Here is a 13,075-nt window from a genome sequence, read left to right as displayed (position 1 = left end):
TGCCATGCGATTGCTTATTCTTTCCGCTGCGGCGTGCGCCGCCCTCGCGCTGTCAGCCTGCTCGCTGACGCCGGCGCTCGTTAAACCCGCGATGCCGGCGCCGACCGCCTACACGGCCGCCGCTGCCGCCGACCTGCACGCGAACGCGGCCGATCTCGGCTGGCGCACGATGTTCGGCGATCGGCGCCTGCAGCGCCTGATCGAGGTCGCGCTGCGCAACAACCGCGACCTGCGGCTGGCCGCGCTGAACGTCGAGGCCGCCGAAGCGCAGTACGGCATCCAGCGCTCGGCGCGCCTGCCGTCGATCGACGCTGGCGCCAGCTTCACGCGCCAGCGCACCGCGGCCGACCCGCAGTCGAATCCGCCGCTGCTCGAATCGACGCAGAACCGGTACGGCGTCGACGTCGGCATCAGCGCGTTCGAGATCGACCTGTTCGGCCGCGTCAAGTCGCTGTCGGACGCGGCGTTCGCGCGCTACCTCGCGACTGATCACGGCCGCCGCGCGGTGCAGATCGCGCTCGTCGGCGCCGTGGCGGATGCGTACTTCGCGGAGCGCCTCGCGCAGGAGCAGCGCGCACTCGCCGAGCGCACCCTCGGCGACTGGCAGCAGTCGCTCGATCTCGCGCGCCGCCTGAAGGAAGCGCACCAGGCGAGCGGCGTCGACATCGCGCAGGCCGAAGGCCAGGTCGCGAGCGCGACCGCCGACCTCGAAGCGCGCACGCGTGCCGTGGAGCAGGCGCGCAATGCGCTGCGCCTGCTGCTCGGCAGCGAGCCGCCGAAGGACCTGCCGGACCCGCTGCCGCTCGAGCAGCAGCCGGTCATGACGCAACTGCCGGCCGGCCTGCCGTCGGAGCTGTTGTTCCGCCGGCCGGACATCCAGCAGGCCGAGCAGAACCTCGTCGCGGCCAATGCCGACATCGGCGCGGCGCGCGCCGCGTTCTTTCCGCGGCTGTCGCTGACGTCGTCGATCGGCTTCCTGAGCCCGGCGATGGGCAGCCTGTTCGCCGGCGGTCAGAACGTCTGGAGCTTTGCGCCGCAGGTCACCGTCCCGATTTTTCAGGGCGGCCGGCTGCGCTCGGAACTGCGTCTCGCGGAAGTGCGCAAGGCCAGCGCCGTCGCCGAATACGAGCGCTCGATCCAGACCGCGTTCCGCGAAGTCGCCGACGGCATCGCCGGACGCGAGACCTTCGGCCGGCAGATCGAAGCGCAGACGCGCGTGGTCGCATCGGCCGAGCGCCGCACCGACCTGTCGAACCTGCGCTACCGCGCGGGCGTCGAGGGGCGACTGGAGCTGCTCGATTCGCAGCGCCAGCTGTACGCGGCGCGGCAGGCCTTGCTCGACCTGCGCCGCGGCGAACTGTCCAATGCCGTCGCGCTCTACAAGGCGCTCGGCGGCGGGCTGACGGATACCGACGTCGCGCCGTCGACCAACGTGGCGCAGCAACGATGAGCGCGCTGATCCTGATTGCAGAGGACGAACCCGACATCTCGGACATCCTCGACGCCTACCTGACGCACGACGGTTATCGCACCTACCGCGTCGGCAACGGGCAGGCCGTGCTCGACGTGCAGCCGCACCTGGTGCCCGACCTGATCCTGCTCGACGTCAAGCTGCCGGGCCGCAACGGCTGGGACGTGCTGACCGAGCTGCGACGGCGCTGTACGACACCCGTCGTCGTCGTCACCGCGTTCGACCGCGACATCGACAGACGGCAGGCGCTGGGCGCCGGCGCTAACGACTACATCGTGAAGCCGTTCGACCCGGCCGAGGTGGTCGCGCGCCTGCGCGCGATCCTGCGTCGCGCGCGCACGCCGTCGGCCGTGCACGTGCTGCGGGTCGGCGACCTGGAGATCGACACCGACAGCTATGTCGTTTGCGTGCGCACGGAATCGGTCGAGGTACCGGTGTCGCTCACGCTCACCGAGTTCCGGCTGCTTGCGCACATGGCACGCGCGCCGAGCCGCGTGTTCACGCGCGGCGAACTGCTCGATGCCTGCATGGCCGACGTGAGCGCGATGGAACGCACGATCGACAGCCACATCAGCCGGCTGCGCAAGAAGCTCGAACAGGCCGGCGCGCGCGGCATGCCCGAAGTGATGCGCGGGGTCGGTTACCGGTTGCGGGGCATACAGTGAACCGGGCGGCGACGCCGAGCCGGCAAATCGGGCAGGCGATCGTGCTGCTCGCGATCGTCGCCGTGCTGGCGGCCGGCGCCGGCGTGTCGATCAGCGACACGTTGCGCCATCCGGCCAGACCATCACGCGACGCGCTGCACCACGACGCATTCACGTACCCGGTGCTCGCGGCGCTGCTGCTGGCCGGGCTGCTGGCGGCGGCCGTCGACCTGTGCCGGCTGATTCGCCGAACGCTCGAAGCGCTCGACTCGGCCGCGCACGCTGCCGGCCGGATCGTCGCCGACGATCTTTCGGTGCGCGCGGCTTACCGCGACGGTTGCCCGAGCGCCATGTCGCAATTCATCGAGGACTTCAATGCCATGACCGTTCGCCTCAAGCACGCAACTGCCTTCGAAACGACCTCGCCCGCCGATGCGGACCGCATCGTGCGCGCGCCGCTTGCGGAACTCGAAGCGCGGCTCGACGAGATCAAGACACTCGCGTCGGCAAGCGGCGACGCGCCGGACGAACGCCTGCTGCACTGTATCGACGGCCTGTTCCGGCTCGTCGACGACCTGCAGGCCGTCGAGCGGCACGACACGCCGAAGCTCGAGCTTCGGCGACGGGAGCGCCGTTGAAGTTTCCGTGCGGATGGCAGACCGGATTGCGTTACGCATCTGCCGGCGAGCGCGCTGCGCGACGCATGACCGGCTCAGCCGGCGTCTGCGGCTCGAATGTTTCCTCCACAACCATTCGCTCATTACGAATGGAATCGTCAATTATCCGGCGCGCCGATCCATCATTACATCCGAAAGTGTCTTTGAAAATTACAAAATACCCCGCAATTTTTCAAAATCATTTCAGCTTATTCGATTTAATTTTGTTTCATATAATCAGAAAAAGTTTGACACCGAACTTTCGTTCTTGATACCGTCCGATTCAAGCAATCTGACGAATTGTCCACCACGCAATCGATTCCGCTCGACGCATTGCGCTCGCGCCGCACCGAAGTTCTCGCCGCCGACCGCCTCTTCTTCCGTTGGCGCATGCAACATCCCGATGCAATTGATTGGGCAGCTGCCGTCCGGCAGCGGGCCGAAGGATCGAACCGAATGAGCAGGACACCGAAACTGTTGCTCTAGTCATCCCGCCTGCATCAAACCCGCTGGCGCGGCCGCCCTGCTTCGCGGCGCAGCGCCTCCATTGCCGAGCATTCCAGCATTTCGCCCCCGGAGGATCACCACCCTTGCGGACCGGGCGAAAGGCCCCGTCGCGTCCGCGCCATCCGCGCGAGCGCGGCGGATATCGGCGGCGCACGATCCGCGCCGCTGTCGACCGTCGTTGTTCGTGCCGTTCGATGTTCAACCGGAGGGGTAATTCAACATGAATCAGGTTGCAGACAAGAAACAAAAGCACATCCGCATCGTCAAGCTCGCCTTCGCCGCCGCGGCAGCCGCTTCGTTCGGCATGGCGAGCGTCCATGCCGCACCGGCCGCCGGCTGGACGGAAACGCGCACCAAGGGCTTCCTGCCCCTCGTCCAGCAAGGTGAAAGCAGCAGTACCGCCGGCGCGCCGGCGGCCAGCACCGCCGCCGCTGCCGCGGCAGCCACCGAGATGGCGCCCGGCGAATCGGTCGACATCGTGCTCGGGCTGAACCTGCGCAACGAAGCGCAACTCGACCAGTACCTGCACGACCTGCACACGCCCGGCTCGCCGCACTACAAGCAGTTCCTCACGCCGGCGCAGTTCGCCGCGCAGTACGCGCCGACCGACCAGCAGGTCGCCTCCGTCGTCGCGCACCTGCGCCAGGCCGGCTTCGTCAACATCGTGGTTGCGCCGAACCGCCTGCTCGTGTCCGCCTCCGGCACCGCGGCAACGATCAAGTCGGCGTTCCGCACGACGCTCAAGCGCTTCACGCGCAACGGCCGCAGCGTCTACGCGAACACCGATGCCGCGCAGGTGCCGAACGCGATCGGCGGCATCGTCGGCGCGGTGCTGGGCCTGCAGAACGTCGAGCTCATGCACACCGGCGCGGGCAGCAAGCCGCAAGGCAACACCAGCAACCTGACGATCCCCGCCGGCGCATCCGCGGTGCCGCACAACCCGACGGAATTCTCGTCGCTCTACGGCGGCGACGGCACGCCGACGGCCTCGCAGACCACGGTCGGCATCATCGCCGAAGGCGACCTGTCGCAGACCGTCAGCGATCTCAACACGTTCGCCGCGAACAACGGCCTCGGCACGATCAGCAGCAGCGTCGTGCCGACGGGTCCGTCAGGCAGTTCGTACACCGATACATCCGGCACCGTCGAATGGAACCTCGACAGCCAGTCGATCGTCGGCGCCGCCGGCGGCAGCGTGAAGCAGGTCGTGTTCTACGTGGCTCCGTCGATGACGCTCACGGCAATCACCGCCGCGTACAACAAGGCGGTGAGCGACAACGTCGCGAAAGTCATCAACGTGTCGCTCGGCGTGTGCGAATCGTCCTCGTACAGCACCGGCTCGCAAGCGACCGACGACACGATCTTCAAGCAGGCCGTCGCGCAGGGGCAGACCTTCTCCGTGTCGGCCGGCGACCACGGTGCGTACGAATGCGCGAGCGGCACGCCGTCGCGCTCGACCTACACCGTGAGCGAGCCCGCGACGTCGCCGTACGTAATCGCGGTGGGCGGCACGACGCTGTTCACCAACACGTCGACCAATGCGTACAACAGCGAAATCGTCTGGAACGATCCGAGCTGGCAGCCGGGCACCGTGTGGTCGACGGGCGGCGGCTACAGCAAGTACGAAGCCGCGCCGGCGTGGCAATCGTCGAGCCTCACCGGGTCGACCAAGCGCGCGCTGCCGGACGTCGGCTTCGACGCCGACCTGCGCACCGGCGCGATCCTCGTGGTGAACGGCCAGACGTCCGACACGCTGTGGGGCTCGGGCTACCTGAACAACGAAGGCGGCACGAGCCTCGCCGCGCCGATCTTCACCGGCATCTGGGCGCGGCTGCAATCGGCGAACAACAACGCGCTCGGCTTCCCGGCGTCGAGCATCTACAAGTACTTCCCGAGCAATGCGGCGCTGCTGCACGACGTGACGTCCGGCAACAACGGCAGCGGCACGTACGGCTACAAGGCGAAGGCCGGCTGGGATGCGACGACGGGCTTCGGCAGCGTGAACATATCGAAGCTGAACGCGTTCATCCAGAGCACGGCGGATTTCGCGCGCTGATCGTGCGATGAGCGGTGCGGTTCCGGGTGCGGGTCATTTCGCGCGCCCGGAACCGTGTCGGCGACAGTGCACGCGGCGCGTCCCGATCGACGACGACCGTCGGCACACGTCGCCCGCGGCTGTCGCGCGCAGGCGAAATCACAGCTGCGATTCGATCGGAAACAAGCCGAGAAACCACACTTCCATGCGCCGCGCCGCCGACACTTCCGGTTCGTGATCGAGTTCGGTCACCTTCCCGTCCGCGTCGGTCTGAATCCACTTGAGGCGCCACTTCCCGCCCGGATCGGTCCTCGCTTCGACTCGCCACGCGATTCGATCGAGCCGCGGCTCCAGGTCCGTCGCGACTTCGGATGCAATCGCCGGGCTCTCGCAGTAAACGCCGATCTCGGTATTGAGGTTCAGCGAGCGCGGGTCGAGATTCATCGACCCGATGAAGATGCTCTTGCGATCGAACACATACGTCTTGGCATGCAGCGACGCACGCGACGAGCCGATGATGACCCGCTTCGAGATGCTCTTGTCGCCGGACGGGCGCCGCTCGTAAAGCCGCACGCCGGCCTCGACGAGATCGCGCCGATAGCGCCGGTAGCCGGCATGCACGGCCGCGACGTCGGTCGATGCGAGCGAGTTGGTCAGGATCGTCACTCGGACGCCGCGCGCCGTGAGCGCACGCAGCCGTTCGACCATGTCCTTGCCCGGCACGAAGTACGGCGACACGATCAGCAGCTCCTGCTCGGGCCGCAGCGCGAGTGCGCGCAGTTGCGGCATCAGGTGCCCGTCGCTGTCCTTCGGCGAGCGTGCGATCTTCGCCGGATCGTCGTACAGGACCGTCGCGCGCCCCCACGACAGCTCGGTCCCCTGCCCGTGCACGATCTGGTCGAGCCTTTGCCGCGCCTCGAGCACGTACGGATTGTCCTCCATCGCGCGCAGGTAATCGCGCAGCCGTGCGCGCTCCCGATCGAGGCCGCCGGGCGCCGCGTCGTGCCCGACCAGCGCATCGACCGGATATGCATACGGCGAATTCCAGAACGTATCGAATTCGGTCGAGATGTCGTTCACGACCGGGCCGTGCACGACCACGTCGAGATCGCCGAACTCCAGCATCGACGACGCGCCGAAGTACTCGTCGCCGATATTGCGGCCGCCGACGATCGCCGCCTGGTTGTCCGCGATCATCGCCTTGTTGTGCATGCGCCGGTTGACCCGCGAGAACTCGAGCACCGTGCCGATCTTCTTGAAGTGGCGCGTGGCGACCGGATTGAAGAGCCGGATCTCGATGTTCGGATGCGAGCTGATCTCGAGCAGCTTGCGGTCGTCCGCGTTCGTCCCGAGATCGTCGAGCAGCGCGCGCACGCGGACCCCGCGATCGGCCGCGCGGATGATCGCATCCGCGAGCTCGTGTCCGGTCAGGTCGTCGTGCCAGATGTAGTACTGAAGGTCCAGCGAGCGGTCCGCGCGATCGGCGAGCAGCACGCGCGCATCGAGCGCATCGACCGGGTCGCGCAGCAGATGAAACGCATCCTGCCCAGGATGGGTGGCGGCCTGCTGGCGGAACGCCGCGCCGAGGCGCGTGTTTTCGGTATCGGAGAACGCATGCGTCGGCGCACGATCAGCCTGCGGCGGCAGGCTGGCGCACGCGGCAAGCATCAGCAACGCAAGAATCGCACTCCACGAACGCAACATGATCATGATGGCCACCCCACGGTCGGGCGAAGTCTGTTTGTGTTTGTTCTGGCTGCCGGACGGGGCGCGGCGCGGATCCCCGGTCCGCACGCTGGACGAATCCCGAGCGCGCGCGCCGGTCGCGCCACAGCATACTTCGATTGACATCGGGACGGCACGCGCTCCGTGTTTCCCGGTGGCGGCGATACGACATGCGACGCGGACGTGAACACGTTCGACACGTTCGCCACGTTCAGGCGGCGCGCAAAAGAAAAACCCGCGAGGCCTTGCGGCGTCGCGGGTTTCGAGATTTTGCCGAAGGCAAACGAGTCGCCAGAAAGCAGGCAAAAAAACGGCATGCCACGCATGCCGTTTCGGGGATCGCACCGTACGCCGCGAGGCTCGATACCTCTGTCCGGCGCTCGGTGCGAACAGCAACGCGTGTTAGTTCGGCAGCGCGTAAGCGATCACGTAATCGCCGAGCTTCGTGCCGAAGGAGCCGTGGCCGCCTGCGGCGATCACGACGTACTGCTTGCCGTTGATCGAGTAGCTCATCGGCGTGGCCTGGCCGCCTGCCGGCAGGCGGGCTTCCCAGAGTTGCTTGCCGTCGTTCACGTCGAACGCGCGGATGTAGTTGTCCGCCGTTGCGCCGATGAACGCCACACCACCGGCCGTGATCATCGGGCCGCCCAGCATCGGCATCCCCATCTTGAACGGCAGCGGGATCGGCGAGCTGTCACGCACCGTGCCGATACGCTTCTTCCAGACGATCTCGTTGGTCTTCAGATCGATACCGGCGATGTAGCCCCATGCCGGTTGCTTGCAGGGCAGGCCAAGCGGCGAGAGGAACGGGTTCAGCGTCACGCCAAACGGCACGCCGTACTGCGGCTGGATACCCGATTCCGTACCGCTCCCCTTGGCACCCGATGCCGGTTCGATCGGGTTGCCCGGACCGCGTGGGATCAGACGCGACACGAACGGCAGCGCAATCGGGTTGGCGATGGCGATCTGACGATCGGTGTCGAGCGCAATGCCGCCCCACTCGAACATGCCCAGGTTGCCCGGGAACACCAGCGTGCCTTGCAGCGACGGCGGCGTGAAGGTGCCTTCATACCGCAGCTTGTGGAACATCACGCGGCAGACCAACTGGTCGTACATCGTCGCGCCCCACATGTCCTTGTCCGTGAGCAGGTTTTTCGGACGGAACGTGAGTTCGGAGAACGGCTGCGTCGGCGAGGTACGGTCGCCAGGCGCGGCGCCTTGCGGCACCGGCAGTTCCGGAGCCGGCACGACGGTTTCGCCGGTGCGGCGGTCGAGCACGAACAGGTTGCCGGTCTTGGCCGGCCCGTACACGACCGGCACGGTCTTGCCGTCCTTGGTCGTGATGTCGGCGAGCGTCGGCTGCGACGGCATGTCCATGTCCCACAGATCATGGTGAGCGGTCTGGTAGAACCAGGCCAGCTTGCCCGTCGACGCGTGCAGCGCGAGCAGGCCGCTTGCATATCGCTCCATCTCCGGCGTACGGTCGCCGCCCCAAATGTCCGGCGTACGCACGCCCATCGGCAGATAGACGATATCGAGCTTCGCGTCGTAGGCGGCGGGTGCCCATGAGTTCGGCGAGTTCCAGGTGTAGTGCTCGTCCGGGCCGGGGATATGGTTCGGATCACTCGCGCCCGGATCGAACGCCCACACGAGCTGGCCCGTGCGCACGTCGTAACCACGGATCACGCCCGACGGTTCCCGGTTCGAGAAGTTGTCTTCCACCGCGCCCGCTACGACGATCACCTTGCTGGTGACGACCGGCGGCGAAGTGGGCTCGTACATACCCGGCGTGGTGACCGGCATGGCATGCTGGAGATCGAGGTCGCCATTGCTGCCGAAGCCCGCGCAGCGCTCGCCTGTCAGTGCGTCGAGCGCGTACAGGTGGCCGTCGTTGACCGGCAGGTAGATACGGCGCGAGCACGCCCCCGTGGCCGATACGGCTGCGTCGCTTGCCGGTGCGGCGGCCTGCGGCGCCGAAGCAGCAGCGTCGCTAGCGGGAGCAGCCGTTGCCGATACATCGGCGCTCGCCGTCAGATCGACATACGACACGCCGCGGCAAGTCACGTGCTGGAACGACGGATCGGTCTTGAGCTTCGGATCGAAGGTCCACTTGAGCGCGCCGCTCTGTGCGTCGAGCGCGAAGAGCTTCTGGTGCGGCGAGCACAGGTAGAGCAGATTGCCGATCTTGATAGGCGTGACTTCGTCGGTGATTTCACCCGGATCGTTCGGGCCTTTCATGTCGTTCGTGCGGAACGTCCAGGCCACCTGCAGGTTCTTCACGTTGTCCCGCGTGATCTGCTGCAGCGGCGCGTAGCGCGTGCCTTCCTGAGTGCGGCCGTACGCGGGCCAGTCCGAGGCGTCGATGCCGTTGGCGTTCGCGGCGGGCGAACCGACAGACGAAGCCATCGTGCCATTGACCGTCTGCGGATCGTTGAAGCAGGCGTACACGAGCACGCCCGCCCAGATCACGAGCGCGCCGACGAGCGACTGCACGCCGAGCTTGCGCGGCACTTCGAGACGCCAGCTCACGAGCAGCAGCAACCACACGCCGAACACGACGAGCACCCCCGAGCGCGGCGCGAGCGCCCAGAAGTCGGGACCCGACTCCCACAGCGACCAGATGGCAGTGCCCACGAGCACGAGCGCGTAGAGCACGAGCGCAGTGGGACTGCGGCGATACAGCAGCCACGTGACTGCCAGCAGCACGACGCCGGTCACGACGTAATACGCCGAGCCACCGAGCGAGAGCAGGTACGCGCCGCCTATCAGCAGAAAGAGCGATGTAAGCGCGATAAACAGGAGCGTTACGACGCCGATGAACCCGGGCGATGATGATTCGCTTGATCTGGTCATGATGATCTCAACCTTCTTTTGAGGACGGCGCCAGCATCGCTTGTCACTCGATGCCTGTGGCGAGGCTCGCCCGCGCGAACACCGGCGAGTCGTCCAGCCACTGCGCTGTGCCCGCAGTGGCCGGCTGTGCGGAAAACGCTCCGCGAAACGGCCTGTTGCTTTAGAAGACGTGCATCATCCCGACGTACGCGCCGGTTTGCCCTTCGCCCATGTTCGGACGGGTCGGCGAGCTGGAAGCTGGAATCGCGCGCCGTCGCAAACACAGGGAAGTTGCCGTTCTTGCTGTTGTCCACGTGAGCGACCGTGCCGTACAAGAAGGCGCGCTTGCTCGGATTATAGGTGGTAGCGAGTGCGTCGAGCTCGCCTGCGTATGCCGATGGTCGGCTTCGATGCGCACCGGTCTGTCGTCGAATACGCAGACAAGCGATCGCTCGCCGCGAAATCTTCGGGAAGGCAGTTTAGGGATGGGGAACACGAACGGTCCCTACCCGTTCGGGTAGTCCGGAGCCATGGATTGCCCGGATCCGACGCGTTGAAGCCCAGAAACGAAAAAGCCGGCCCACCGGGCCGGCTTTTCGCGTCCAATCGAGGTCGGTTGCACCGCTGTGCCGTTAAGCATAACTCGTCCTCGAGATAAAGAATAAGCGGCCCACACATTATGTCACCACCTGCAATCACATTTTCCTCAAAAAATCATAAATCGACCAATCAGTTAAATATAAAGCATATCCCGTCCGAAAAATTACCAATAAAATAATCCAGTTTTTAACTTTAACGCGACGCGAATTCGAATACCATGAATGACGTGCCGCCAGTGTGGGAGACGACGTCTTCCCGCCAGGCCCTCAGCGGCGAACAGGAGATGCTCATGCCTATTTGGAGAATCGCCCCCGTAATTGACGAGCCGGGGGTCTCGCGATCGCGCTGGAGAATATTGGAAACATCGGACGGGACTCGACATTTTGTCGGCGCAGACAACCGAGACCGCACAGGACGCGCCAGCTCTGAGGTCGTTACGTTCGACCTTGAGAGTTGACGCGGCGAGACGCGCTCCGGCCGCATTTATCAGCTCATCGGGGAGCCCGGTTGGTCAGACAATGCGGACTATGTATGGAAGCGCTGGTGCGAGCTTAATCAAACGACGAAATCCGTAGGTTATTTCTAGATCCATGGCATGAGCACCGCATAGTCGTCGGCAGTCACGACGGTGGTAACTTCGCGAACAGCCAGCCATTGAGACCGGCGACGAACGGCCTGAACTGAATAATCGATCGTAAATGCGTTCACCATGACCGTTGAAGAAGCAGCAAAGTATCTCTTCGTGAGTTGCGCTCATATCAACATGCTGCTCGCCCACGGGAACCTGATGGAAGTTTTGCCGAGAAACCCTTCTGGTCAGTTCGACATCGACCTCGCTTCCGTACAAGAGTACCGAGCGAGAAGAGACGCCGGGGCGCGAGCGTGGCTGGATTCACAGACCGAAGAAAACGACCCGCTGGGATGTTGAGAGCATACCGGCACCGGGTATTCGACATCGACCTCACGATTTCCATGGCATACCGCCGGGAGGCTGGTGCTCCGCGAAGAACCAACCAGACGCCATAACCTCGAGCTCGCTGAGGTATGGAACGGCGCCCGCCGACAAGTCACGTCCGACGAGCTGCGTTTTTCGTACGCCGACCAGTCATTTACGACCTTACAAACTGCTACTGAGCCCTATTACACCACTCAACATGACTTCGACTATGGGGCGCCGACGACTTTATGCCTAGGTCGTAGCAGTTGTGAAGAATGACGCGATCTCTTCATCACCGATATCTGCGCAATCGCCTATTGTCGGGGATCCCATCCGGTTTTGTACTCTCGGTCTTGGCTGCCGCATATCTTCCCAATTCGACTGACGCACTACTTACCGCGCCGACATCATTGGAGGAGCGTCTAGCACACTGCTCTCAACTGTAGCGTCTGCCGTAGAGACATTCGCCACCGAGTTGGGAAACCACTGCAACCCGTGCCAACGTGAATCGCTCACACGCGTTGCGTGTCCTGATCCGGCGTCGACGTCAGCCACCACCGTCCGGTTCTTGGTCGCGAGTCCGAGATACCGCGACGACACGTCCAGCAGACATCCAGCAAAATCAACCATCATTTCGTTGTTTCCCCTGCATTCGTATAAGCAAGATATTCATCAAGCTGCGCACGGCGTTAGCGTCGCCTGCGTCGCTGCAATCTGAGTAATGTTCGGTACAGCCACCATTGCGCCAACCTCGTCGCGCTGCTCGCCGAAGGCGTCGAGCAAATAATCGGTCAATCTGCGCACCCGCGCGGGGAGATTGCGTCTGGACCGGTAGACGAGGCAGGCTTCCAGTGGCGCCACCTGCCACGCATCGAGCACGCACACGAGTTCGCCGCGATTGAGCGCCGCTTGTGCGAGCTGGTTGGGCAGGATTGCTACCCCCTCGCCGTCGACGGCCGCCGCGAGAAGCGCATGAGGACAATTCGTGCGCAGCGCCGCGCGCGGGGCAAGCGACACACACTCCCCGGATGCTTCATGGCTGACCGTCCACACCGAATGCTGTGCCCCCGTCGCGAGGCAAGCCTCGGCAGGCACATCGAGCGGGTGAGCGAGATCGTTGGTCCGTTCGAGCCAGGCAGGACTCGCATAGAGCCCGAAAGGCACGTCCGCGAGTGCTCGCGCGATGCACGACGACGGCGCCGAGCGACCGACGACGATTGCGAGGTCTGCAAGATCGCCGAGCGTGTCGGCCAGGTGGTCGACGCGCCGTACGTCGACCCGTACTTTCGGCCAGGCGCGCATGAAGCGGACCAGGACGGAAGTGAGGCGGGCGGTATCGAAGATTGCCGGCACCTCGATGCGGACGTTACCCGCGCAATCGCCGGCTTCGTCGCTGCCGGTACGCGCGAGGTCTTCATAGGAGGACAGGACGCCCGTGACGCGCTCGAGTACCGCATGGCCCGCCGTGGTCAACGCGACGCGGCGCGTGGTCCGGTTGAAGAGCTGCACACCGAGCATCGTTTCAAGATCCTGCACCGCGCGGCTCACCGACGGTACGCCAATATTCGTGGCGTCCGCCGCCCGCGTGAAACTGCCGTGGTCCGCCACTGCCTTGAATACCTCCAGCGCTTTCAGACGCTCCATATCGACCTCCGATCATTGATTGGC

9 protein-coding genes are annotated in these 13,075 nt (G+C 65.0%); 6 read left to right on the top strand and 3 right to left on the bottom strand.

Translation table 11 applies throughout. From position 1 onward, the window contains the following. The first annotated feature begins 4 nt into the window (after positions 1 to 4). From PL79_RS05575 to PL79_RS05555, 5 genes are all read left to right on the top strand, one after another. Entirely contained in the window at positions 5 to 1,450 is a 1,446-nt protein-coding gene (locus PL79_RS05575; RefSeq protein ID WP_044845287.1) for an efflux transporter outer membrane subunit, read from the top strand. Then, the gene (locus PL79_RS05570) at positions 1,447 to 2,136 is read left to right on the top strand and encodes a response regulator (RefSeq protein WP_044845286.1); all 690 of its coding nucleotides are present in this window, start codon (positions 1,447 to 1,449) and stop codon (positions 2,134 to 2,136) included. The genes PL79_RS05575 and PL79_RS05570 overlap by 4 nt, the downstream gene beginning before the upstream one ends. Further along, the gene (locus PL79_RS05565) at positions 2,133 to 2,753 is read left to right on the top strand and encodes a hypothetical protein (protein ID WP_044845285.1); all 621 of its coding nucleotides are present in this window, start codon (positions 2,133 to 2,135) and stop codon (positions 2,751 to 2,753) included. The genes PL79_RS05570 and PL79_RS05565 overlap by 4 nt, the downstream gene beginning before the upstream one ends. Before the next feature lie 13 nt (positions 2,754 to 2,766). Then, the gene (locus PL79_RS05560; protein WP_135800973.1) at positions 2,767 to 3,231 is read left to right on the top strand and encodes a hypothetical protein; all 465 of its coding nucleotides are present in this window, start codon (positions 2,767 to 2,769) and stop codon (positions 3,229 to 3,231) included. A gap of 267 nt (positions 3,232 to 3,498) precedes the next feature. Beyond that, on the top strand, positions 3,499 to 5,334 hold the full coding sequence (locus PL79_RS05555; protein WP_044845284.1) for a S53 family peptidase: 1,836 nt from the start codon (positions 3,499 to 3,501) through the stop codon (positions 5,332 to 5,334). Positions 5,335 to 5,472: 138 nt separating this feature from the next. Here the strand turns inward: PL79_RS05555 and PL79_RS05550 are convergent, their stop codons facing one another. Both PL79_RS05550 and PL79_RS05540 read right to left on the bottom strand, forming a co-directional pair. Then, complete coding sequence (locus tag PL79_RS05550; RefSeq protein ID WP_044845283.1) at positions 5,473 to 7,023, bottom strand: phospholipase D family protein; 1,551 nt, start codon at positions 7,021 to 7,023, stop codon at positions 5,473 to 5,475. Positions 7,024 to 7,440: 417 nt separating this feature from the next. Then, a complete protein-coding gene (locus PL79_RS05540) occupies positions 7,441 to 9,891 on the bottom strand; it encodes a glucose/quinate/shikimate family membrane-bound PQQ-dependent dehydrogenase (RefSeq protein ID WP_044845282.1) in 2,451 nt (816 codons plus the stop codon). A 1,288-nt stretch (positions 9,892 to 11,179) separates the two neighbouring features. Between PL79_RS05540 and PL79_RS05530 the strand changes: the two genes are divergently transcribed. Then, positions 11,180 to 11,398 carry a hypothetical protein gene (locus tag PL79_RS05530; RefSeq protein ID WP_082088533.1) on the top strand — a complete coding sequence of 73 codons (219 nt, stop codon included), beginning with the start codon at positions 11,180 to 11,182 and terminating at the stop codon, positions 11,396 to 11,398. A 681-nt stretch (positions 11,399 to 12,079) separates the two neighbouring features. Here the strand turns inward: PL79_RS05530 and PL79_RS05525 are convergent. Continuing rightward, a complete protein-coding gene (locus tag PL79_RS05525) occupies positions 12,080 to 13,051 on the bottom strand; it encodes a LysR family transcriptional regulator (protein ID WP_044845281.1) in 972 nt (323 codons plus the stop codon). Positions 13,052 to 13,075 lie beyond the last annotated feature (24 nt).

Source organism: Burkholderia sp. USMB20 (assembly GCF_000949135.2).
GTDB lineage: Bacteria > Pseudomonadota > Gammaproteobacteria > Burkholderiales > Burkholderiaceae > Burkholderia.
This window is presented reverse-complemented; position numbering and strand designations above follow the sequence as displayed.

Coding starts and splice junctions, on each gene's coding strand:
- PL79_RS05540 (WP_044845282.1), bottom strand. CDS start 9,891: ATGACCAGATCAAGCGAATCATCATCGCCCGGGTTCATCGGCGTCGTA.
- PL79_RS05550 (WP_044845283.1), bottom strand. CDS start 7,023: ATGATCATGTTGCGTTCGTGGAGTGCGATTCTTGCGTTGCTGATGCTT.
- PL79_RS05575 (WP_044845287.1), top strand. CDS start 5: ATGCGATTGCTTATTCTTTCCGCTGCGGCGTGCGCCGCCCTCGCGCTG.
- PL79_RS05555 (WP_044845284.1), top strand. CDS start 3,499: ATGAATCAGGTTGCAGACAAGAAACAAAAGCACATCCGCATCGTCAAG.
- PL79_RS05525 (WP_044845281.1), bottom strand. CDS start 13,051: ATGGAGCGTCTGAAAGCGCTGGAGGTATTCAAGGCAGTGGCGGACCAC.
- PL79_RS05530 (WP_082088533.1), top strand. CDS start 11,180: ATGACCGTTGAAGAAGCAGCAAAGTATCTCTTCGTGAGTTGCGCTCAT.
- PL79_RS05560 (WP_135800973.1), top strand. CDS start 2,767: ATGGCAGACCGGATTGCGTTACGCATCTGCCGGCGAGCGCGCTGCGCG.
- PL79_RS05570 (WP_044845286.1), top strand. CDS start 1,447: ATGAGCGCGCTGATCCTGATTGCAGAGGACGAACCCGACATCTCGGAC.